The sequence below is a fragment of the Micromonospora sp. B11E3 genome (assembly GCF_039871625.1).
Classification (GTDB): Bacteria; Actinomycetota; Actinomycetes; order Mycobacteriales; family Micromonosporaceae; genus Micromonospora.
On sequence record NZ_JBDPMC010000095.1, the window covers coordinates 1 to 20,917 of the forward strand.

Annotated in this window: 20 protein-coding genes and 4 pseudogenes; 9 read left to right on the forward strand and 15 right to left on the reverse strand. The window is 68.7% G+C overall.

The genetic code is table 11. The features are described 5' to 3' along the window. Positions 1-337: 337 nt before the first annotated feature. Positions 338-763 (forward strand): annotated as a pseudogene (locus ABGB16_RS29540) (copper chaperone PCu(A)C); the annotation flags it as partial. A 134-nt stretch (positions 764-897) separates the two neighbouring features. Here the strand turns inward: ABGB16_RS29540 and ABGB16_RS29545 are convergent. The 7 genes from ABGB16_RS29545 to ABGB16_RS29575 form a co-directional block, all read right to left on the reverse strand. Then, entirely contained in the window at positions 898-1,080 is a 183-nt protein-coding gene (locus tag ABGB16_RS29545; RefSeq protein ID WP_347671383.1) for a hypothetical protein, read from the reverse strand. Between the two features lie 217 nt (positions 1,081-1,297). After that, positions 1,298-2,488, reverse strand: a complete 1,191-nt coding sequence (locus tag ABGB16_RS29550; protein ID WP_347671365.1) for a cytochrome P450 — start codon at positions 2,486-2,488, stop codon at positions 1,298-1,300. Positions 2,489-2,499: 11 nt separating this feature from the next. Continuing rightward, entirely contained in the window at positions 2,500-3,582 is a 1,083-nt protein-coding gene (locus tag ABGB16_RS29555; protein WP_347671366.1) for a fatty acid desaturase, read from the reverse strand. Beyond that, positions 3,569-3,865: an acyl carrier protein gene (locus ABGB16_RS29560; protein WP_347671367.1), complete on the reverse strand. Its 297-nt coding sequence runs from the start codon at positions 3,863-3,865 to the stop codon at positions 3,569-3,571. Before ABGB16_RS29560 ends, ABGB16_RS29555 begins: the two co-directional genes overlap by 14 nt. Before the next feature lie 2 nt (positions 3,866-3,867). Continuing rightward, positions 3,868-4,791, reverse strand: a complete 924-nt coding sequence (locus tag ABGB16_RS29565; RefSeq protein ID WP_347671368.1) for an acyl-CoA desaturase — start codon at positions 4,789-4,791, stop codon at positions 3,868-3,870. Further along, the gene (locus tag ABGB16_RS29570; RefSeq protein WP_347671369.1) at positions 4,778-5,587 is read right to left on the reverse strand and encodes an acyl-CoA desaturase; all 810 of its coding nucleotides are present in this window, start codon (positions 5,585-5,587) and stop codon (positions 4,778-4,780) included. Before ABGB16_RS29570 ends, ABGB16_RS29565 begins: the two co-directional genes overlap by 14 nt. 59 nt (positions 5,588-5,646) lie before the next feature. Next, positions 5,647-7,188 (reverse strand): fatty acyl-AMP ligase, encoded by a 1,542-nt coding sequence (locus tag ABGB16_RS29575; RefSeq protein ID WP_347671370.1) that lies wholly within the window; start codon positions 7,186-7,188, stop codon positions 5,647-5,649. A 788-nt stretch (positions 7,189-7,976) separates the two neighbouring features. On the opposite strand from ABGB16_RS29575, the gene ABGB16_RS29580 reads away from it, so the two are divergent. Next, positions 7,977-8,456, forward strand: coding sequence for a GNAT family N-acetyltransferase (locus tag ABGB16_RS29580; RefSeq protein ID WP_347671371.1), 480 nt, complete (start codon positions 7,977-7,979; stop codon positions 8,454-8,456). A 162-nt stretch (positions 8,457-8,618) separates the two neighbouring features. Here ABGB16_RS29580 and ABGB16_RS29585 read toward each other — a convergent pair. Further along, positions 8,619-9,873: pseudogene (locus ABGB16_RS29585) on the reverse strand (ISL3 family transposase). Positions 9,874-10,304: 431 nt separating this feature from the next. On the opposite strand from ABGB16_RS29585, the gene ABGB16_RS29590 reads away from it, so the two are divergent. Both ABGB16_RS29590 and ABGB16_RS29595 read left to right on the forward strand, forming a co-directional pair. Next, a complete protein-coding gene (locus tag ABGB16_RS29590; RefSeq protein WP_347671372.1) occupies positions 10,305-10,670 on the forward strand; it encodes a hypothetical protein in 366 nt (121 codons plus the stop codon). A 24-nt stretch (positions 10,671-10,694) separates the two neighbouring features. Next, complete coding sequence (locus ABGB16_RS29595) at positions 10,695-11,165, forward strand: integrase core domain-containing protein (protein ID WP_347671373.1); 471 nt, start codon at positions 10,695-10,697, stop codon at positions 11,163-11,165. 35 nt (positions 11,166-11,200) lie between these two features. Here the strand turns inward: ABGB16_RS29595 and ABGB16_RS29600 are convergent, their stop codons facing one another. The 3 genes from ABGB16_RS29600 to ABGB16_RS29610 form a co-directional block, all read right to left on the reverse strand. Continuing rightward, positions 11,201-12,079, reverse strand: a complete 879-nt coding sequence (locus tag ABGB16_RS29600; RefSeq protein ID WP_347671374.1) for a site-specific integrase — start codon at positions 12,077-12,079, stop codon at positions 11,201-11,203. A gap of 484 nt (positions 12,080-12,563) precedes the next feature. Then, positions 12,564-13,085, reverse strand: coding sequence for an ImmA/IrrE family metallo-endopeptidase (locus ABGB16_RS29605; RefSeq protein WP_347671375.1), 522 nt, complete (start codon positions 13,083-13,085; stop codon positions 12,564-12,566). Next, positions 13,085-13,429, reverse strand: a complete 345-nt coding sequence (locus ABGB16_RS29610; RefSeq protein WP_347671376.1) for a helix-turn-helix transcriptional regulator — start codon at positions 13,427-13,429, stop codon at positions 13,085-13,087. The genes ABGB16_RS29605 and ABGB16_RS29610 overlap by 1 nt, the downstream gene beginning before the upstream one ends. Positions 13,430-13,634: 205 nt before the next feature. Here ABGB16_RS29610 and ABGB16_RS29615 point away from each other — a divergent pair, with 205 nt between their 5' ends. Further along, entirely contained in the window at positions 13,635-14,330 is a 696-nt protein-coding gene (locus ABGB16_RS29615) for a hypothetical protein (protein WP_347671377.1), read from the forward strand. Positions 14,331-14,499: 169 nt separating this feature from the next. Here ABGB16_RS29615 and ABGB16_RS29620 read toward each other — a convergent pair whose 3' ends face one another. Together ABGB16_RS29620 and ABGB16_RS29625 are read right to left on the reverse strand one after the other, a co-directional pair. Then, the gene (locus ABGB16_RS29620; RefSeq protein ID WP_347671378.1) at positions 14,500-15,552 is read right to left on the reverse strand and encodes a GlsB/YeaQ/YmgE family stress response membrane protein; all 1,053 of its coding nucleotides are present in this window, start codon (positions 15,550-15,552) and stop codon (positions 14,500-14,502) included. Continuing rightward, positions 15,549-15,891, reverse strand: a pseudogene (locus ABGB16_RS29625) (PadR family transcriptional regulator). Before ABGB16_RS29625 ends, ABGB16_RS29620 begins: the two are co-directional and overlap by 4 nt. Between ABGB16_RS29625 and ABGB16_RS29630 the strand changes: the two are divergent. From ABGB16_RS29630 to ABGB16_RS29645, 4 genes are all read left to right on the forward strand, one after another. Then, positions 15,784-16,080, forward strand: a complete 297-nt coding sequence (locus ABGB16_RS29630) for a hypothetical protein (RefSeq protein ID WP_347671384.1) — start codon at positions 15,784-15,786, stop codon at positions 16,078-16,080. The pseudogene ABGB16_RS29625 and the gene ABGB16_RS29630 sit on opposite strands and share 108 nt — an antisense overlap. 586 nt (positions 16,081-16,666) lie before the next feature. Next, entirely contained in the window at positions 16,667-17,215 is a 549-nt protein-coding gene (locus ABGB16_RS29635) for a PadR family transcriptional regulator (RefSeq protein ID WP_347671379.1), read from the forward strand. Positions 17,216-17,240: 25 nt separating this feature from the next. Beyond that, positions 17,241-17,921, forward strand: a complete 681-nt coding sequence (locus ABGB16_RS29640; protein WP_347671380.1) for an ATP-binding cassette domain-containing protein — start codon at positions 17,241-17,243, stop codon at positions 17,919-17,921. Next, positions 17,918-20,182 (forward strand): FtsX-like permease family protein, encoded by a 2,265-nt coding sequence (locus ABGB16_RS29645; protein ID WP_347671381.1) that lies wholly within the window; start codon positions 17,918-17,920, stop codon positions 20,180-20,182. The genes ABGB16_RS29640 and ABGB16_RS29645 overlap by 4 nt, the downstream gene beginning before the upstream one ends. Before the next feature lie 48 nt (positions 20,183-20,230). On the opposite strand, the gene ABGB16_RS29650 is transcribed toward ABGB16_RS29645, so the two are convergent. Beyond that, the gene (locus tag ABGB16_RS29650; protein ID WP_347671382.1) at positions 20,231-20,653 is read right to left on the reverse strand and encodes a peptidase inhibitor family I36 protein; all 423 of its coding nucleotides are present in this window, start codon (positions 20,651-20,653) and stop codon (positions 20,231-20,233) included. 175 nt (positions 20,654-20,828) lie between these two features. After that, positions 20,829-20,917 (reverse strand): annotated as a pseudogene (locus ABGB16_RS29655) (IS5/IS1182 family transposase); the annotation flags it as partial.

A 20,917-nucleotide genomic window follows, 5' to 3' on the forward strand; every position in this document is an offset into this window, starting at 1 on the left:
TCACGCGCCGCCGTCTCATCCACCACCGGCCCGGCCAGGGGCAGCCGCAGCCCATCCGCCGCGACCCGCTCAGCCAGCGCCTCGACCTCACCATCAACCCCGACGGGTGTGTCGTACTGCCCCACCACCGAGATAGCCATTAACCTGTTCCTATCTGTGCCGACCAGCTTCTACTGGCCATAACGGACTTTCATTGACATCCGTTACACAGATCTCCCTACAGGCCCGACGGAACCGGCACCGGCCCAGCTCCGGCTGCTCCCGCCGCACCCGGGTACGGCGCAAACCCGCGACCGCCGGGTGGCCTGAGCCCACCGCCCCACCTGGGGCTGGTGACATCAATCATGGTTGTCCCGGAACTTTCTATTTCGCCGCGGCCGCGGCATCCCTCGCGGTCGGCGTCGCCGGCTGCGGCTCGTCGGACCGGCCGGCAGCGCAGCCGAGCCCGTCGGCGTCGGTGTCCGCGAGCGCCACGGCTGGGGTGCTCGGCATCCGGGACCCGTGGGTGAAGGCCGCCGACAAGGGCATGACCGCGGCGTTCGGCATCCTCGTGAACGACGGCGACACCGATGTGACGGTCACCGCCGCCACCACCGACGTCTCTCCGATGGAGCTGCACGAGATGACCATGAAGAACGGGAAGATGGTCATGCAGCCCAAGCAGGGCGGCATCGTGGTCAAGGCCCACGCCAGCACCACCCTGCAGCCCGGCGGCGACCACCTCATGCTGATGAACCTCACGGAGCCGGTGCGGGCCGGGGAACGACCCGCCAACACCGGTCCCCGAACCCGTCGCCGCACTGCTGCTGGCCCTGCGCGACCAGCGCACCAACATGCGCACCGCCACCAACCACGACGCCCGCTGGCTGTTCCCCGGCCGCCGCGCCGGCCAACCCCTCACCCTTCGACACGATCGCCCCGCTCATCCGGGACCTCGGCGTCCCGACCGTCCCCGGCCGCCTCGCCGCGCTGCGCCAGCTCGTGCTCCAGGCCCCGGCACCAGTCCTCGCCCAAGCCCTCGGCTTCCACCACCACACCACCCAGCGGCACCACGCCGCCGCCGGCGGCACCTGGAACCACTACAGCCCAACCCGCAACGCACCGTGACTATCGGACCGTGCTGGGCCGTGATTACAAGACAGTTGGATTACCCCACCCTGCCAGTTTAAGCGCCGGACATCATGGCCTACGCGGCTTCGCACCCCCAAGCCAGATCGGCCACGTTGCAACGACGTCAGCGGCCGACCAACACCGATTTTCAGCCCGGAACGGGCCACCTCGCCAGAGGCGATAGGGACTAACCCTCGAGGTTGACGACCAGGTCGGCCAGGCCGCGTTGCACGAGCTGCTCCCGATATGACGGCTCGGACGCTAGGGACATCGCGGGAAAGCGCCGGAGCAGCTCGGCGAGCGCGACGTCGACCAGCAGCTTGGCGAAGCTCGCGCCCAGGCAGTAATGGGTGCCGAGCCCGAAGGCCAGCGGCGCGTTGCCCTCCCGGCCGACGTCGAACTCGTCCTGCCACCCGAACCGTCGAGGATCCCGGTTCGCCGCCGCCAGGGTGAGCAGAACCCGTGAGCCGGCTGCGATGTGGACGCCGCCGAGCTCGAGGTCGCGGGCGGCGACGCGGGTCAGCATGTGGATGGCGGGGTCGATGCGCACGGCCTCGGTGATGAAGTCCGACAGCGTTCCCGGGTCCGCGACCAGGTCATGGGCGGGCAGGCGCCGGGAGACGACGAGCTGGACGGCGTTGCCGATGACGTCGCTCGGTGTCTGCGTGCCGGCGATGAGGAACAGAACCAGGCTGGCGACGAGCTCCTCCTCGGAGATCGCGCCGGTGGCCTCGCCGTCCCGGACCATGGTGCCGGTGAGGTCGTCCGAGGGGTGCCGCCGCCGGTGCCGGATCAGCTCGCGGAAATAGTCCGTGAGCACGTCCATGCCCGCGTCGGCGGCGGCCAGCTCGTCCTGGGTGAGGATGGGCTCGAACGCCGTTGTGCAGGCGAGTACGGGTACGCGCAGGGCGTCCCGGTCGCTCGAGGGTATGCCGAGCAGGTCGCCGGTCACCGCCATCGTGAACGGATACGTGTACGCCGCTACCAGGTCGACGCGTCCTGACAGGTCGGCGATCAGCGTCCTGGCCTGGTCGACGGCGGCCGGGCGAAGGCGCGCGACCTGCCGCGGCGAGTAGGCGTCCCCGGCGAACTGGCGCAGCCGTCCGTGGTCGGGCTCGTTGCTGAACATCATGATCTTGGTGAAGCACTGCCAGGTGGAGTGCGCGAGCAGACCGGTACGCAGGTGCGCGTCCGCGTCGGTGACCAGCAGGTCGCGGTGGCGCAGCGCGGCCGAGCACTCGTCGTACCCGAGGACCATGACCAGCTCCGGCCCGAGCCGGAAGGCAGGCCCGAGCGGCCACAACGCGTCATACAACGGGTACGGGTCCCGCTTGCCCTCGGCGGTGAACAGCCGCGCCAGCGCCTCACTCGGTCCCATTCCGACCAGCGTCACGAACCGCTTCCCTCGGGTGGCACCGGCGCTCCGGAGAACGTCTCGTAGAAACCGTTCCGAGCGTCGTACAGGTGCAGGTTCCGCAGGATCCGCCACAGGCTGAGCGGGCGCAGCCTCTCCTCGCGCACCATGCCGGGATAGGCGTCCCGCAGAGCGGCCTGGGCCTGGGGCAGGTTATAGAACGGCACCGCCGGAGCCACGTGATGTGCGGTGTGTACCGCGATGTTGTGGGTCAGGAAGTTGAGGAACCGCGGATAGATGAAGTCGGTGGTGAGTAGCAGCCGACCGGCGTTTCGGGTCCAGTGCTCGGAGGTGAGGAACGGCAGGTCGCTGGCGCTGTGGTGCATCAGCGTGGTGGCGCTGAACCACAGGTGGATCGCGAGCCACGGCACGAGGAAGCAGACGACGAACCCCTGCCACCCCGCCAGCACGAACAGGCCCGCGACCAGGAGCAGGCCGGCCGGGGCGGTGAAGGCGATGGAGCGGCGTACCTCACGGGCCGTCGACGCCTTCGGGAAGAAGCCGGGACGGAACCCCGACACCAGCCAGTAACGGATGCTGCCACCCCAGAACGCCCACGTACGCGTCGCCGAGTACACGGCCCGCTCCCACCATTGCATCCGGGCGTACACCTGCGTCGGTACCGGCCGCCAGTCGGTGTCGAGCTCGAGGTTGTTCGTGTGGGCGTGATGCATGTTGTGCACGTGCCGCCACGATTGGTACGGGTACAGCAGCGGCAGCAGCGCCATGTGCCCGACATAGGTGTTGAGCCGCCGCGAACGGGAGAAGGACCCGTGTCCGCAGTCGTGCGCGATGCAATGCAGACCCCAGCCGCCCAGTCCGGCCAGGACCCAGAGCGGCGGGTAGAGGTACCAGTGCGAAGCGAGCACGATCCCGGCAATCGAAACGGCGTACAGGGAAAGGCTGACGCCAAATCCAAGCAGGCCCCGACTGGTACGGGGGGTGAAAAGCGCCCTGGGTATCGCGGTCGTCAGATTCTCGCCCTCGAGCAGGCGGGACTTCTCCATGAAGTGGCGGAAGTCCGCCCCGGGCGAGGTGGGCACGCTAACTGCCGGCATGGGCCAGCATCCCTTGCGACTCGAGGTGCTCCACCACGGCGTCGATCGATCCGTAGTCGAACAGCAGAGCGGGCGAGAGGCGCTGCTCCACGAGACGTTCGAGCTGCCCGGTCAGCGTGATTCCCGCGCGCGAGTCGAGACCGTAGTCTTCGAAGTTCTTGGCGGTGTCGATCTCCGCGGCCGGCACGCCGACCCGCTCGGCGACGTAGTTCGTTAGCCAGGTCCGCAGCGTGTCCGCGGTCAACGGGCCCTGCGGGTTCTCCACCTTTTTGAAGAAGGCCATCGTCAATCTCCTATCCGTCGGCGCGCGACCGCCGTCGCGCTCGGCTCGTGCAGGTCCCAGGCGAGGCGCAGCCGGCCGAGCCCGGCGATGAGCCAGCCGCTGACGTCGGGCTCCCACCACCGCACGGCGTGCCGGTACGAGCCGGGGAACGCGTGGTGGTTGTTCTGCAGCCCTTCGCCCATGGTCACCACGGCGACCCACCAGTTGTTCGTGCTCTGGTCGCGGGTGGCGAAGGGCCGGCTGCCGAATGCGTGGCAGATCGAGCCGACGCACCAGGCCGCCTGGTTCGCGACGAAGATACGCGCCAGGCCGCCGAACACCAGCGCGGTCCCCGCGGCCTCGAGGCTCCCGCCGACCACGAGCCCGACCGCGGTGGGCAGGGCGAGGCCGAGCAGCACCCAGGCGGGATACATCCGGTGATGGGCCACGAGCTGCCGGTCGTGCAGGACGTCGGGCGCGAAGACGGACCACTTCGAGTTCTCTTCGCTGAGCATCCACGGCATGTGTGCGTACCAGAGGCCTTGTGCCCTTGCCTTCAAGCCCGTGCCGTGGAGGTTGGGCGAGTGCGGGTCGCCCTCCTGGTCGGCGAACCTGTGGTGCCGTCGATGCGTGGCGACCCAGAAGAGCAGTGGACCCTGGGCGGCCATCGAACCGGCCACCATGAGGACGTCGCGCACCCACGGCCGCGTCTTGAACGCACGGTGGGCGATGAGCCGGTGCAGGCCGATCGTGACGCCGCCGAGATGTACGAGGTACATGACGCCGAACAGGATCAGGTCGAGGGCGGTGACGTGGCCGGTCACGAGCAGCCAGACCGCTACGGCCGTACCGATCAGCGGCAGTGTCATGGTGGTAAGCGCGGAGAACCGTTTGATCCGCAGGCTCTGCGGGTCGAGCCGGACGATGCCCGCCTCAGCCAAGCTCATGCTCCTCCTCCCTCGCTTTTCCCGCGCGGTATCGCACGTCGTGTGCGAGGCCGAGCTTCTCGAACACCCGGATCACGCTTCCGGTCAGGTCCAGCTGCCAAAAGCTCTGGCGGTTGTGGGCGATCGACGGCTGCGCGTGGTGGTTGTTGTGCCAGGAGCCGCCGACGGTGATCGGCGCGAGCCCGGCGATGTTGCCGCTGCCGTCTCGCGTCGGATGCGGCCGGTTGCCGATCAGGTGCCCGAGCGAGTTCACGGTCCAGGTGACGTGGTCGAGCACGAACATGCGGGCGAACCCGCCCCACAGCAGCCCCGCGAGGGCGTCGACTGGGCGGCCGGTGACCGCGAAGGCACCTAGAGCTGGCAGGACGAGCCCGGCACCGACCCACCAGGCGGAATAGCGGTCGATCGTCATCACCCGCCGGTCGTGCAGCAGGTCGGTGACCCGGCGGTCCCAGCCGGTCTGGTCCACCGTGAACAGCCAGCCCATGTGGCCGTGCCAGAAGCCGGCCAGCGCACCGGCCAGACCCGGACCCCGCGGCCTCGGCGAATGCGGGTCGCCGTCACGGTCGGCGAAGGCGTGATGCTTGCGGTGCACCGAGACCCAGAACAGAATCGTCCCCTGCGCCGCCATGCTCCCGGCGATTCCCAGCGCGGCGGTCAGGACCGGCCCAGCCCTGAAGGACCGATGCGTGAAGAAGCGGTGCAGGCCGCCCTCGACGCCGATCGAGGTCACGAGGTACATGCCGGTAAAGACCGCGAGATGCCACCAGTGGAAGCCGCTGAGGACCTCGAGCACGATCGCGCCTGCGAAGCCCGCGGTCGAGAGCAGGACGTTGAGGTACGCCCACCGCCGCATCATCGGGTGCCCGCCGACAGGTACTCCTCGCGGGTATGCCGGCGGCGTGGCTTGCCACTGGTGGTCATCGCGATGGTGCCGGGCCGTACGAGCCGTACGTCCGAGGGCCTTACGCCGTGGTCCGCCGTGACCGCCGCGACGATGCGGCCCTCGAGCTGTGCGAGTTCGTCGGCGCGTCTGACCTCGGCCATGACCACCAACCTCTCCTCGGTCGGGCCGGGCACTGAGAAGGCGACCGCCCGGCGGATCCGCGCGTCGGTCGCGAGGACGGACCGCTCGATGTCGTGCGGGTAGAGGTTTCGTCCCGCGATGATGACGAGATCGTTGAGCCGGCCGGTGACGAACAGCTCGCCTCCGCGCAGATAGCCCAGATCCCCTGTGCGCAGAATCCCCGCCTCGAACGTCCGGGCCGTCAGCTCCGGCCTTTGGTGGTAGCCGGCCGCGACTCCGGGCCCGGACACCCGGATCTCCCCGACCTCGCCCTCAGGAAGATCGCGTCCGGACTCGGGCTCGACAATGCGTAACTGAACGTCGCTCGCCGGGCGGCCGCAGCTGACCATCTCAGTCCCGTCGAGGCGCTCGAACCGGAGCGGGTCGCCTTCGGCCCGGGCGGTCACCATCAGGGTCGCCTCGGCCAGCCCGTAACAAGGGATCAACGCGGCGGGGTTGAAGCCGTACGGCTCGAAGCGTTCCTGGAAGCGGCGCAGCACGGCGGGTGAGATGGGCTCCGAACCACAGAAGAGGTGCCGCAGGCTCGACAGGTCGACCGCGTCTTCTGCGTCGCACATCTCGAGGGCGAAGTTGGGCGCGACCGAGATCGTGGCCCGATAGTCCGAGACCGCCCGTAGCCACCGGGACGGTCGCTGCACGAAGTGCCCGGGCGACATCATCACCAACGGCCAGCCTCCGTACAGCGCCAGCATGAGGGTCCCGACCATCCCCATGTCGTGATAAGGAGGCAGCCAGGAAACCCCTACCCGCTCCGGGTCCTCACCGATCCGCTCCGAGATCGAGCGACAGTTGCTCACCAGATTGGCGTGGGTGAGCGCGATGGCCTTCGGATCATCCGTCGACCCTGAGGTGTACTGCAGAACGGCCGGTGCGGACGGCGGCTCATCCGGGACGCGGCGGGCAGGCTCCGACCTTCCGACCGGCGCAACGATGACCGGTACGCCGAGATCCGCCACCGCCTCGCACGACTCCGCGATCACCACACACGGGGCACAGTCGTCGACGATCGCGGAAACGCGCCGGGCCGTCCGCCGCGACGTCGGCGGATAGGCGGGTACGGCCGTAGCCCCGGCCTGCAGCACCCCGAAGAGCGCAGCCACGTAGCCAAGCCCCGGCGGCAACGCCAGAACAACTCGCGTCCCGGGCTCCACAAACCGGGCAACCGCCGAAGCCCGCTCGTACAGCTCAGCATAGCTCCAGCTCACGGCACTACCACTCGTACCGCCAACCAAAAACCGGTAGGCAACCCGATCCGGCTCCTCCTCGGCCCGGGCAGCCAAGATCCCCGGCAACCATCCAGCGGCGGCCACAGTCCTCCCTCTCCCCATCACGCAGACGCGTGCTCAAGGGTACCGATTGATGTCGATGTTGGCGCCCAGCGCGAACAGGGGGTTGAGGAACATCGGAAGGGACTGCACATAGCTCCTCTGTCAAGCTGGGGTGTGGAGTCGGTGCGTAGGGCTTGTGGGCTTCCCCCTGAGTTGTGGACACCCTGAGCTTGTCGTTTAACCTGTCGGCCCGATGAGCTGCGGGTTTGGCTCCGAGCCAATCCGTTCACTGTGGACAGCAGGCGGCCTTGGCGTGATCATGGATGTTGCTGAGACACAACACCGTTGCGTTTAGTACTCCAACGTCACTTGGCTTCGGCGTTGGGCGTGGCGCGGGCATGAGGACGGCCACCGCGTTGATCATCGATGGTTTGTGAGGACAACCGAAGATCGCGCGATGGCCGTGGGCCACAGCCTAGACCTTGACCGGTGGCGGGTCATCCTCGACGAGGCGGTGGCGCGTGTCGCTGACCGGTTCGTGCGGGCGGAGCCGCGACGGACCGCCGGGCAGTTCGTCGAAGGACTGCCACCACGAACATCGACCTGGGCGTAGCCGGCTTCCACCCTCTCGACCAGGCACAACTCATCAGGTCGTGGACCAAACTTCCGGTCGCGGTCTCCGGCGGCTTCGAACCAACCGACGTCGAAGCCAGCAGACGACGCTCATGGGACATCCTCGTCGTCGGTCGCGGAGTCACCGACTCCCTGGAACCCGCCGTCGCCGCGCGGGACCTCGCCGCATCGATCGCGCTCACCGAAGGAAGCCTCTCATGATCATCACCCCGCTCACCGTCGACCGGGTCCCCGACCTCGAGAAACTGCTGGCACTGGGAGAGCCGTACATCAGGCTGCGTGGCTCATCGGACTACTGGCTGTACGCCACGCTGTTCGCCAACACCTGCCCACTCGCCATCACCGACGGACAGGTCGTCGGCAGCGTGATCGCCTTCCGAAGCCAGGTCGACCCATCAGAGATCTACCTGCAGGACGTGATGACGCACCCCAACCACCGCCGCATAGGAATCACGCGGGCGCTCGTAGAAGAAGTTCACCGCCAAGGCTCCCTCTGGGGATGCCAGCGCCTATTCCTCACATCGGAACCCGACAACCACGCCGCGCACAAAGCCTGGCTCGCCATGGGCTTTGGCAACGTTCCCGGAGACACCACGGATCAGGGCGTGTCCGTGATCTACAACTACAAGGGGCCAGGGAAACACCGCGCTGTATATGAGCGACAGATCGGCGCCTAGCATCAAGCAATCCGCGCAAACCATCGCCAGCAGGCCCCAGCACGGGCGTCGTTGCACCGCAGCACTGGCATCTCAGACCCGCCCATCCTCGCCGTGAGGCGTTCGTCGCCATGGGAAAGGACAGCCTTATAAGGGGTCTACTGCCGTTCTCGTGGGTCGGGTTCATGATCGTCCGGGTAGTGGTGGGCAGAGGCCGCCGCGGCGGAGGTTGGCCATGGTGATCAGCGCTTTGGCGCTGTGGTAGCCGTAGGCCTGGCGGGTCAGCACGCGCAGGTGGACGTTGTTGGCCTCGATGCGGGCGTTGGACAGTCCGCTGTCGAGCATGTTGTGGATCGCGGGCAGGTGACGGCGGATCGTCTTGGCCAGCTTGACGAACGGGGCCAGTTTCGACCGGCTCGCCCAGCGTAGCCACGCCTGCAGCAGGAGCCTGCCGTCGGCGCCCTTGACCGCGATGATCTCCCGGAACTGTTCCTTGAGCAGGTACGCCCGGTACAGCGGCCGGTTGGTGGCCTGGATCGTGGCCAGGGTCGCCTTCTGCTTGTCGGTCAGGTTCGGCGGGTTCTTCCACAGCGCCCACCGGGCGTCTTTGAGGGTCTTGGACGCCTCGGTGCGGCCGCCTTTGCCGCCACGGGCGGTGTTCCACACCGCCCGGCGTACCTCGTCGAGGGCGTCGGTGACCCAGGCGACCAGGTGATAGGGGTCAAGGCAGCGGACCGCCTGCGGCGCCCGCTCGGCCACCACGTCACCGATCCAGGCGGCGGCGTCGGCCGACACGTGGGTCAGCGCCGCGGCCCGCTGCGCGCCCAGTTCGTCGAAGAACGCGGCGACGGTGGCCTTGTCCCGCCCGTCGGCGGCCCACACCAGACGGCCGGTGTCGTGATCGACGACCAGGGTCAGGTAGCGCTGGCCCTTGCGGTAGGCGACCTCGTCGATACCGATCCGTTTGAGTCCGGCCAGTCGATCGGGTGCCGGCGGCGGCAGCGTCGACGACCCGGCCGACGATGGCGACCACGCTGCGCCAGGCGATGCGCAGCAGCCCGGTCACCGCCGACGCGGACGTGCGCGCGGCCAGCCACGCCGCGGTGTCCTCGAACGCCGTGGTGAACCGGGCACCGTGACGCGCCCACGGCACCGCGATCACCGTCGGCCCGTGCTCGGCACAGTCGACCCGAGGCACGGCGGCCTCGATGACCACCCGCAGCGTGCCGAAGTCCAGGTGCCGCCACCGCCGCCTGCCCCAGCCGCGGTCGTACCACGGCGCGCGAACCCGGCAGCGCCCGCAGCGGCGCGCCGCGCCCTTGCGCGGCCGGGCAGAGATCACCAAGACCTCACCGTCGGTGTCGTCATCGAGGCGCACGCCCTCGACGACGGCCCGTTCCAGCCCTGCCTGTCGATGCAATACCCTGGTCAAACGCACGCCGTTTCCCAATCTTCAGTTTCTGACCTTCGACAAGCCAGAAACCTAGACGGGACACGGCGTGCCCTGTTGATCAGGGCGTCAACCCACCCACGAGAACATCACAAGAGCCCTTATAAGGGACACGGCACCGCCGCATACTCCGATGCCGCGACGGGCGGGCGGATTGACCAGCCAGTTCGTGATCGACGGTGTTCCGGGACGGCTGGCCACCGCCCCGTCGGGTTCATCGGCCCCCACGGTGTCTGGCTCACCCGATGGGCCGCCGACGGCAGCACCGGCCTCGCCTGCGTTACCTCGATCGCCACGCGCCGCAGCTGCGTATCGCTCTGCACGCCGCCCGGCCCCTGGCGGGCAAGCCTGTACGGTGCCAATACCTGTCGCACCTGCAGTGAGCTGGGGCTTCATGGGAATGAGGCACCTTCGTGGTCATGGTCTTCCAGCTGGTCTATCTGGTCGCGATCCGCCTGTTCGACGCTCTGCTCCTCGCGGCGCGCAGCGACCGCGCGGTGCTCGCGGAGCTGCTGGCCCTGCGCCACGAGGTCGCGGTGCTGCGCCGTCAGGTCCACGGCCGACCACGACTGTCCTGGCCAGACCGGGCGATCCTGTCCGCGCTGGCCCGCCGCCTGCCCCGCGCGGTCCGCATCCACCGGATCGTGACCCCGGCGACCCTGCTGGCCTGGCACCGCCGGCTGGTCCAACGCCGCTGGACCTACCCCCACCGCGGCAGCCGACCACCCATCAGCGACGAGACCCGCGAGCTCATCCGCCGGATAGCCCGGGACAACCCCCGCTGAAGCCACAAAAGAATTCAGGGCGAGATGCTCGGACTGGGCCACCGCGTCGGCCTCGGCACCATCCGCCGAATCCTGGCCCGTGGCCGCCTCGGCCCCGCACCCCACCAGACCGACACGCCTTGGCGAACGTTCCTGCGCGCCCAGGCCACCGGCCTGCTGGCCACCGACTTCTTCCACGTCGATACCGTGTGGCTGCGCCGGCTGTACGTGCTGGTCGAGACGCCGCCGCGCACACCGAGGGCGAACTGTTTCGTGGAGCGCTGGGGCCGCAGCATGCGCGAGGAGTGCACAGACCACCTCCTCATCTACGGCGAACGGCACGCCAGGACGGTACTGACCGAATACGTCCGACACTTCAATGATCACCGGCCGCACCAAGGCCACGGACAGGTGGCACCCAACCATGACCCGGGCGTCGCCGTGCCGATCGACGGCGTCGTTCGACGCCGACGGCGGCTGGGAGGAATCATCAACGAGTACCATCGAGCCGCCTGAACGAATCCTTGAACCCGCTAGTCAGCAGCCGGAATCTAGTTTTGGCACCATACAGGGCCGAGGTGCTCCCGCCCGCCGATGACGATGACCTGTTCCCTGATCGTCAGCTCCCCTGCGGCCAGGTTGATGTCCTCCCAGCGCAGGCCTGCCATCTCGCCCCGGCGCGGGCCGCGCAGCGCCACCAGCCACCACAGCACGAACAGCGGATCGTCGCGCACCGCCACAAGAAACCGCGCCAGGTTGTCGAGGTCCCACACCGCGACCCGTGGGCGCACGCCGGTCTCGCGCCACACCGCCTCCTGCTCGTCATCCCAGACCACAGCGTGCGGGCGCGCCCCGTTCGGTAGCCGCAGGTTCCGGGCGGGGTTGTGGCCGACGATGCCCTGCCGTCTCGCCTCCGACAACGCGCTGCGCAGCACCGCTCGGATCCGGCTCACGCTGCCCGGCGAGATCAGCCGGCCACCGCGTACGACCTGGCGGCAGATCGCGTCCATGGCCCGCTGAACGGTCTTCACGCGCAGCTTGCTCAACCGATACACGCCAAGGTGCGGGATCAGGTACTTCTCCACGATGCTGCGGTAGTTGAGCACCGTCGTGGGCCTCAGCCGGCCCTCAAGCTCCGACAGCCAGAAGCGCAGCCAGCGCCGCACCGTCCACGTCCGCGCCACCGCCTCCGGCCCCGGCAACCGGGCCAACTCCCAACACGCCCGCTCCGCCTCAGTCAGGGTCGCGAACCCGCCCCGGCGAACCCGATCACGACCGCCGTCCACCCCGTTGACCTGCAGCGAGAAGTACCAGCGCCCGTGACTGAGGTCCGCCAGCCGCTCGCAGCGAGCGCCGAACTGCTTACCCGTCTCCTCGTCACGGCAGCCACACCGCCGGTACACCCGGCCCAGCCCATCGGAGGTGCGCATCAGCACCCACCCCAGAAGCCGAATCCAACAGCAGGCAGAGCCCGCAGCACGGCCGGACAGACATCAGCAGCCCGAACACGAGAACCGGACTTCACTACACTAAACGTCACAGTCTTCCTCAACCAGATTGAGTCCGACAGACCGGAAGGTAGGAGTCCGAGCCCTTCGAGCGCACCCACCTGACGAACCCGCAGCGCCGCCAGACAGGCCAGCAGCTCAGCGCGCCGCGCGAGCCCAAGTACGTGTGTCACAGGTGTGACTCACACGTGACTCACACGACGACAGGGAAGATAGCCAACCGGCTATCTTCCCTGGTCAGATAAGCGCGCCCGAAGGGACTCGAACCCCTAACCTTCTGATCCGTAGGGCGGGTCTCGCATCGACAGGTGTTCACCTATCGTCGGGCAGTACCTGACCCGTGAAAGGAACAGCTAGCTTGGACACCGATCCGAGCTTTCTGCGAATAAGGCATTGAGGGTTGCCGCTAAGAGTAAAACCCTAGGTTGATAAGTCGATAACTCATTGCCTCGGCACTGACGTCGAAGGTCGTCGCCAAGCGTGAGATGAGTCGGTCTCGACTGGAGATTGCAGGGCCACTCAATTCCTCTTGCATTTGTTCAAGGATTTGCTCTTCGGGCATGAGCAACGCGGCAGCGAAGGCGTTCGCTTGGATCTCCTTGAGGTCGACGCCCATGCTTGATCGGCCGTCGCGCCAGTTGATCTCGCGGTCCACGACCAATGGGTCGCTCTGGTGTAGTTGCATGTGGCCGATCTCGTGAGCGATCGTGAATCGCTGTCTGCGGCGCCCGGATAGGGTGTTGATGCCGATTATCTTCTCAGTCCCGTCGCGGTACATGAATCCGGACTGGTTCCCGTCGAAGCGTTGGCGAATGACTTGCGCGCCTTCGAGGTGTGCGATTTCCTCGACCGGGATTGGCAATATCCCGAGAGCATGCTTTCGTAGCAACTCCCCGGCGGCCTGTTCCGCATCACGTCGGGTCTTCATTACTGCGACCGCCTACCTACACCGGTCCGTACGGCCGAAAGCACGAAGTCCCTGTCGTCTGCCTGAAGGTTGCGCGCTTCGGCGTTCAACCTCGCGAGATCGATGGTCTTGTCCTGTCGCCTGTTCGGGAGAAGGTCTTCTGGACCGACGTCAAGCGCCTCGGCGATTCCAAGTAGGACGTGCAGCATGATTTTCTGCCGTCCTGCCTCCAGGTTCGCAACCGAGGACCGAGTCAGGCCGATCCGCTGTGCGAGCTGCCCCTGCGTGACACCCGCCCGCGTCCGAGCGTTTCGGACCCGTTGACCGAGTTCGTCGTAGATGTCCTTAATCTCGGCCTCCTCCATGGGCCGCATTATGTGCCGACAGCCGACGCAATGTCAACCACACAAACCCCGTTTGCCCCACAAACCCCGCAAACCTCGTCGGTCGCTCCAGTTGACAGGCCGACTTGTCGTGATCTAGCGTCAGCCACGCAACCGCTCCAACCGCATTACGTTTGCTCTGCAAACCTTCGGCGTTCGGAGCCACTACTAGCGCTGGAGGCGCAACATGCTGTATCCGCTCGGAGGTCTGCCCGTTCAGGAGTACGACCTCACCTGCACGATCTCGCCCACGTCCCGCACCTCGCACAACAGCGACACCGCCCTGGTGTCGACCGAGATGCTGGTGCAGAACAACACCGGCGAGAAGATCACCTTCCCGTTCATGGTCCTGCTCACCGACTCCGGCAAGGGCGCCGCGAACCACGCCTCGGTGGAACCGCGCATCCTGAACGGCAGCCAGCCGGTGGAGGTGGACGAGGTCGACGAGAAGGAGGCCGCCCGTCTCGCCGAGGAGCGGGTCGCCACGATCGGCGCGGACCCCGCCCTGCGCGCCGAGGTCAACCGCTGGGTGGAGCATGCGCTGGCTGCCGCGGAGCGCACCCGCATCGGACGCACGACCATCAAGCCGGGCGAGTCCCGCCGGATCGTGACCCAGCAGCGTCTGCGCATCCAGCCTGACGGCCAGGGCAACTTCCAGTTCCAGACCATCGCGCCCAGCCCGCTGTTCACCATCCTCACGCGCGGCCGGGTGTCGGCCTACGTCCTGCTGCCCTTCGAAGACGAGGACGTGCGGATCTCCGTCGTGCCCGAGCTGACCGAGCAGGGCTTCGGCTACGAACTCACCCGCGTCAAGCAGCGGCAGATCGGGTCATGGTTCTGGCAGAACGACCCGATCCTCCGCCTCGGCTACCGCTACAACTGATCCCCACCCTGGCGGTGACCCGCTCCACGATGAGCGGGCCACCGCCAGTCGTTCGGCTGGCGGCTCCCCGCCGGACATTAGGAACGCTCAGGACAGCGCGGTGAAGTACCGCTCGGCGTCGAGGGCGGCGGCGCGGCCGGGGGCACCGGAGGCATCTGGATTGCGCTGGTCATGTCCGTGCTGTCGTGTCCGGTCGCTGTCCGCAGGTTGGGCAGGTGCTGGCAAGTGCTCGTTGACGTGCGGTGCGCTGTCGTGCGGCTTGGCTGGCGACGGCTGCTGCCAGGAGCACCGCTCCGGTGAGGAGGATCGCCGCGGTCGTCGCGATGAAGGCCGTCGGGGTGGGTGCGCCGCCGCGGCTGCCCCAGACCGCCTGGGTGAGTTGGTTGGCTCCGAACAGGCCGGCCGGGGTGGCGAGCAGCAGGGTCGCCCAGAGGCCGGTGTCGTCGGCTCGCAGGGCGCGGCCGAGCCCGACGATCAGGGCCACTGCGAGCATCAGCCCACCGACCATGGCCAGGATCTCCGGGGTGGAGCGGTACGAGGTGAACACTTTTCCGCCGTTCTGTGCGGCGAACGACAGGGACACGGCTGTTCCGAAGCCGGCTGCGAGTGGCGGCAGACTACGTCCGACCCGGCTGGGGTGGGTGGGTAGCGCGAGGGTGGCCAGGCCGAGCGCGACGGTCGGGAGCAGCACGAACAGCGGCGGCCGGGGTTGCCCGGTGAGGGCAGCCGCGGGCGGCAAGGCGATGGTCAGCAGGAGACCACCAGCCGCCGCATAGCGGGCCCAGCGCCCGGGTAACGCCGTGGCGGTGACGCCGACGAGTAGCCAGCCCAGCCAGGTGACGGTGCCGAGGGTTTGGAACGGCCCGACCGGGTCGAGCCCGGTGATGCGGGGGTCGTCGACTTCGACCTGGAGAAGCAGGAACACCGCGAGGGCGATCAGGGTGTTCAGCGCGGCGGTCGCGGCGAGCGGGAGGGCGTCGGCCAGCCCGAGGGCGCCGTATCCGCGCAGTCGTTCTCTGAGTCCGGCGCCGAGCAGGTCGAGGGCGTCGTGCGGGGAGGGCCAGCGCCGTTGCGGGTCGACCAGGTCGAGGTACGTCTCGACGATCTCCTCTCCCCGCTCGGCCTGGTAGGGGCGCGGGTAGACGCGAAGGAGCCGCCGGTAGCGGCGTTCCAACGGCGATCCGGTCTCGGCCGGTCCCGGGGTCGGGTTGGGCTGGTTCATGTCGGACCTCCGGTCGGCCGAAGAACGGGCCGGACCATCGGCCCCGGACGGCCGGCGGAGCCGTGTGCCGTGCTGCCGCCGGCGGGGCGGACGTCTGTCGGGCGGGCCTTCAGTCGTTGGGTGGCGGCCTCGACGTTTCGGCGTAACCGTTCGGTCTCGGCGGCGAGCACCGACCTGCCGGCGTCGGTGAGTCGGTAGTAGCGGCGTAGTCGTCCCTCGAACGATCTCCTCGTGGTCTGGCTCGACCAGTCCCTCGTCGGTGAGCCGGTCGAGTGCGCCGTAGAGAGTGCCGGGCCGCAGCGCCAGCCGCCCGCCGGAGAGGGCAGCGACGTCGCTGATGACGCCATAGCCGTGCATGGGCTCCCGCGCGAGGGCGGTGAGGATCAGGAAGGTGGGTTCCTGCAGCGGCTTGGGTGTAGCCATAGCCGCAATATATCGGCGGTCGAGCTATGCCGGCGGCAAAGCGGCGAGAAAGTCGTGCACAGGCGGCGCGTCGACCGGGGCCACTGGATCGGCACCGACCGTTGATCGTCTCGTCACCTTGGTCTATGCAGGCCCGTAGCCGGCAGAGGGGGCCGGAGAGACTGCCCCCCGGGGCGGGGAGGCCGGTGGCCGCGAGGGTGAGGTGGTGAACCAGCCGCGAAACGCCGACGACCGGTGTGCGGCCACGGCGGCGCGTGAATGCACCCGCCGGGCCGTGGCCGGGATGGCGGCCGGGTGGGCCAGGCACGGCCCGGCGGGCGGTCCCGGCGGCATTGCGCATGCCGCGCTGGCCGACGCAGTGTAGGTTGCGGCAGTCGCCGCTGAACCTCATCAGCCTGGACACCCAGACCAGCGGCTGCTGCGCCATCTGATGACCACCACCATGGTGCCCGCCGACTGAGCGAACGCCACGGGTGGCCCATCGTCGGCCAGCGCCCTGCTGGTCGCCTGGTCCCAGGTCGGACGACTGCTTTCTTCGGCTTGTTTAGTCCCGCAAGGCGCCTGGTCGATATCACGCGAAACCATTCTGGAGATATCGGGCGGCTCGGCTCGGCGCGTGTGGTGGACTCCGCGATCAGATTCCGGCCTGCAGTAGCTATGCGGTTGCTAGTGGGTTCGGTACGCTGCGTCAGTGTCTGTTAGCCATGCGTTGTTGGGGTTGTTGGAGCCGGCTCCGATGCATGGCTACACGCTGCGCCGCCGCTACGACGACTGGTTCGGTGGGGGGCGGGCGATCGCGTCGGCTCAGGTCTATTCGTCGTTGCGGCGCCTGGCACGCAGCGACTGGGTGGAGCTGGCGGGCGTCGAGGCCGGCGGCGGGCCGGAGCGGCGGGTGTATCGGGTCACCGGACCGGGTGTGGCCGAGTTGGAGCGGTGGCTGGCGGAACCCCTGGTGCCGGATGTGCGGGCGTCGCGGCAGGAGCTGTTCGCGAAGGTGGTGGTGGCGACGTTGACGCGCCGCCGCCCTCGGGAGGTGCTGGACCAGCAGCGGCATCAGCATCTGGCGCGGATGCGGCAGCTGCGTGAGCTTCGGCAGTCGCCGGAGGTGTTGACCCAGCTGGACGCCGATTTCGAGATGTTTCACTTGGAGGCTGACTTGCGGTGGATCGACGCTGCCGAGGCGCGGGGGACGCGGCTCGCCGCCCGTCTGGAAGGTGCCGGCGATGACCAGATCTCCTGACCGAGCGGCCACTGTCAGGCCAGACGTGGGTGAGACGCGGGGGGGCGCGGCAGTGGCCGGGCGGGGCCTGCGGTTGCGTTTCGGCGCCACGGTCGCGCTGGACGGCGTGGACATCGATGTGGGGCGCGGGGAGATCCTCGCGGTGATGGGCCGCTCTGGGTCGGGCAAGTCGACTCTGCTGCACGTGTTGTCCGGGGTACTGGTCCCGGATCAGGGCGAGGTGCTGTTCGGAGCGCAGCGGCTGGACACGTTGGGCGATGCCGCGCGAAGCCGGATTCGGCTGCGGCATTTCGGATTCGTGTTCCAGTTCGGGGACCTGGTGCCGGAGTTGTCGTTGCGGGACAACGTGGAGCTTCCGTTGCGGCTGGTCGGGGCGAAGGACGCTGCAGCGGCGGCGCAGGAGTTGCTGGAGGAGTTCGAGATCGCGGCGGTGGCCTCACGCCGTCCAGGCCAGGTCTCTGGTGGGCAGGCGCAGCGGGCGGCGGTGGCCCGTGCGCTGGTGCAACGGCCGGAGGTGGTGTTCGCCGATGAACCGACCGGGGCGTTGGACAGCGTGTCGGGTGAGTTGGTGTTGGACGCGTTGACCGCGGCTGCGCGGCGCCGCGGGGCGGCGGTGGTCGTAGTGACCCACGAGGCGCGGGTCGCGGCGTACGCGGACCGCACGCTGTTGCTGCGTGACGGGCGCGTCGAGGGTGAGCCGCGGTGATCGCGCCGTGGCTGCGTCTGGGCCTGCGTCTCGCGGTGGCCGGGGGTCATAGGGCCGCCGGGCGGCTGGCGTTGATGGCGTGCGGTGTGGCGGTGGGGACGGTGGTGTTACTCGGCGCGTTGTCCGTTCCTGCGGTGATCTCGGAGCAGGCTGCCCGCGAGCAGGCCCGCACCCCGGTGCTCGCGGACACGCCAGCTGCTGGCGGGGTGCGGATGGTGCCGGTGGACGACGCGATCGGGGCCCGGCCGCTCACTCGGGTCGCGGTAGCCGCCGACGGCCGGGCGCAGGTGCTGCCGCCCGGTGTGGCAGTGCTGCCGGCGGCCGGAGAGGTGGTGGTGTCGCCTGCCCTGGCCCGGCTGCTCGAGGTCGATGAACGGGTGCGGGGGCGGTTCCCGCAGCGGGTGGTCGGCACGATCGGACCGGCGGGGCTGATGGCCCCGGACGAGCTGCGGGCCTACGTCGGTGTGCCGACCGGGCAAGTGCCCGCTGAGGTGCCGCCCGTGGTCGGCTTCGGCTCCGCCGTGGCGGGTCGGACGGCCAGCACTGCGGCCGGTGCGGCGTGGGCGGATGCGTTCACCACCGAGCGGGTGATGGCCTTCGCCTTCGCGCTGTTCCTCCTCGCCCCGCTGGGGGTGTTCCTGGCCACCTGCGCGCGGCTGTCGGCGGTCAGCCGGGACCGGCGGCTGGCCGCGATCCGGCTCCTGGGTGCCACCCGCCGGCAGGCGCAGCTGGTCAACGCCGGGGAGAATGCCCTGGTCACCGCTGTCGGCGCCACGCTCGGCACCGTATTGTTCGTGGCGTTGCGGCCCCTGTCGGGCAGCTGGCATCTCGGCCGTTTCCATTGGTATCCCGCTGACGCCCGTGTCAGTGCGCCCATGATCGTCGCCGTCGGAGTGGCGCTGACCGGCTACGCGGTGCTGGTGGCGGCCGTGGCCTCCGCACCGGCGATCCGGAGCCCTCTCGCCGCTCGCCGCGACGCTCCCGCCGCCGCGCCGTCACCCAGAAGACTGCTCATCCTGGCCGTCGGCGCCGTCCTCGTCGCCGCCGCCGCGCTGGCGCCGGCCGGGTTCACCGTACGGGCCGCCCTGCTCGCCGCGGGTGTGCTCACCTGCGCGGCGGGGCTGCCGCTCGCTCTGCCGGTGCTCACCTCACGCGCGGGTCGAGCGTTCGCAGCCGTGCGGGTGCCGGTGGCCCTACGGCTGGCCGGACGCCGTCTCGACCACACTCCGTCCGTCGCCCCCCGGCTGGTCGCGGGCATCGTGGTGTGCGTCTTCGTCTCCGCGATCGGTCTCGTCGCCGCCAGCACCTATGCTGCGTGGACCCGCCCGGGTGAGCACAACGGCGTATCGACGCTCAGCTACGACCTGCCGGCCGGCAACGCCGCGCTCGTGCCCGACCTACGTGCCCAGCCGTTCGTCATCGGCGTGGCCGCCACCCGCACGCTTCCCGGCGTCGTCACCGGCCAGCCGCATCCCGTGCCGGTCCTCGTCGCCGACTGCGCCGACCTCCGTCACATGTTCACCGGCGCCCAGGACTGCCGCGACGGCCAGGCCTACCCCGCATCCATTGACGGCACCGACGCCACCGACACCACCACCGTGGAGATCACCACAGGTGACAAGACCATCAACGTGCCCGTCGCCGCCACGAAGCTGACCCTGCAGTCCCGACTGCCGTCCTCACGCAACGCCGCCATCGTGGTCACCCGCACCGCTCCCGCCTGGCAGGGCCAGCCGCCGGCACCCGACTCGATCATCGTCTCCCTGCACGCCAGCGAGGCTGACACCGATCGGCTGTACCAGTTCCTCGCCGTCCATGCGCCCGCCATCGCCGTGCAGGGATACACACCCGTCCAACGCGGCTTCGACCCCGCCGCGATGCTCACCCTCATCGCTGCGGGACTGGCCATCGCCGTCCTGCTCTCCGGCGCGGCCTTCGCCGCAGCCGCCACCGACCGCGTCATCGAACGGCGCCCCGCCAACAGCAGCCTCGCCGTCCTCGGCACCCCCCGACGGCAACTCGCCGCAACGGAACTGGCCTTCCTCGCCATTCCACTCGCTATGGGAGTCGCCATCGCTCTCGCCGCCGCGGCACTGGTCCTGCTCAGCGCCGCAAACCTGCTCAACCTCGACCCGGCACAACTAAGCGCCGACGCCGCCCCCGCCGTCTGGGCGACCATCGCTGTCCTACTCGCCGCACTCGCCGTCGTCCCCGCCGCCAGCAGACACCGCATCACACCCGAGCACCTGCGCCGTCAATGAGTGGTGCGGGGGCCGCTCGGCCCCCGCACCACAATCGTTGCCACGCGGTCAGCAGGTGGAGCGGAGCTGGAAGCTCTCCGCCTCGTTGTCGAACCCGTGGGTGGTCGCCAAGTTGCTGGAGCTGCTGTTCGGGTTGATGCAGGCACGCGTTCCGGAGTAGCCGTCGTTGTCCCACAAGACGAGGACCAGACTCGTGTTGTTCTTCACCGAGCTGATCTCGTTGTCACCGTTCCAGCCGTCGATCTCGAAGAAGTCGCCCGGCCGCGTGCCCTGCGTGTAGTCCACGTACTTCGTCCCGCCGTAGTTGAAGTCCTCCCACAGACACACGTGGTTGCTCGCGCAGGTTGTGTCCTGGATGCCCACACCCGAGCTGCCTCCGCTCGGCGGTGCCGCGCTCGCCGCCACCGGCCCCTGCACGACGAGCGCGGCAGCGGCCGCGCTCGCGAACACGACCGCCAGTCTCCTTCTCATCCCTCAACCTCCCATGGTTGGAGTGGGAAACATCTTCGCCCACCCTCCACGAGATAACGGCCACTATCAATGACGCTTCATCAATCACTGCGCGGTGCGACGAATACAAGATGCCGCTATTGTCTCCCGGCCATCCAATGAGCCTTTCCGCGTAACGGGTCGTGGCGTTGGGTGATCAGGTTGTGCGGTTGTGCTCGATGTGCAGGAGTACGAGGGCCGCCGCGGTGATCCTGCCGATGTTCCACGGGCACAGGCTGACGTTGC

Excerpts from the sequence above, each read along its gene's own strand:
- ABGB16_RS29550 (WP_347671365.1), bottom strand. The coding sequence starts at position 2,488 with ATGGGACCGAGTGAGGCGCTGGCGCGGCTGTTCACCGCCGAGGGCAAG.
- ABGB16_RS29555 (WP_347671366.1), bottom strand. The coding sequence starts at position 3,582 with ATGCCGGCAGTTAGCGTGCCCACCTCGCCCGGGGCGGACTTCCGCCAC.
- ABGB16_RS29560 (WP_347671367.1), bottom strand. The coding sequence starts at position 3,865 with ATGGCCTTCTTCAAAAAGGTGGAGAACCCGCAGGGCCCGTTGACCGCG.
- ABGB16_RS29565 (WP_347671368.1), bottom strand. The coding sequence starts at position 4,791 with ATGAGCTTGGCTGAGGCGGGCATCGTCCGGCTCGACCCGCAGAGCCTG.
- ABGB16_RS29580 (WP_347671371.1), top strand. The coding sequence starts at position 7,977 with ATGATCATCACCCCGCTCACCGTCGACCGGGTCCCCGACCTCGAGAAA.
- ABGB16_RS29590 (WP_347671372.1), top strand. The coding sequence starts at position 10,305 with ATGGTCTTCCAGCTGGTCTATCTGGTCGCGATCCGCCTGTTCGACGCT.
- ABGB16_RS29595 (WP_347671373.1), top strand. The coding sequence starts at position 10,695 with ATGCTCGGACTGGGCCACCGCGTCGGCCTCGGCACCATCCGCCGAATC.
- ABGB16_RS29600 (WP_347671374.1), bottom strand. The coding sequence starts at position 12,079 with ATGCGCACCTCCGATGGGCTGGGCCGGGTGTACCGGCGGTGTGGCTGC.
- ABGB16_RS29605 (WP_347671375.1), bottom strand. The coding sequence starts at position 13,085 with ATGAAGACCCGACGTGATGCGGAACAGGCCGCCGGGGAGTTGCTACGA.
- ABGB16_RS29610 (WP_347671376.1), bottom strand. The coding sequence starts at position 13,429 with ATGGAGGAGGCCGAGATTAAGGACATCTACGACGAACTCGGTCAACGG.
- ABGB16_RS29615 (WP_347671377.1), top strand. The coding sequence starts at position 13,635 with ATGCTGTATCCGCTCGGAGGTCTGCCCGTTCAGGAGTACGACCTCACC.
- ABGB16_RS29620 (WP_347671378.1), bottom strand. The coding sequence starts at position 15,552 with ATGAACCAGCCCAACCCGACCCCGGGACCGGCCGAGACCGGATCGCCG.
- ABGB16_RS29650 (WP_347671382.1), bottom strand. The coding sequence starts at position 20,653 with ATGAGAAGGAGACTGGCGGTCGTGTTCGCGAGCGCGGCCGCTGCCGCG.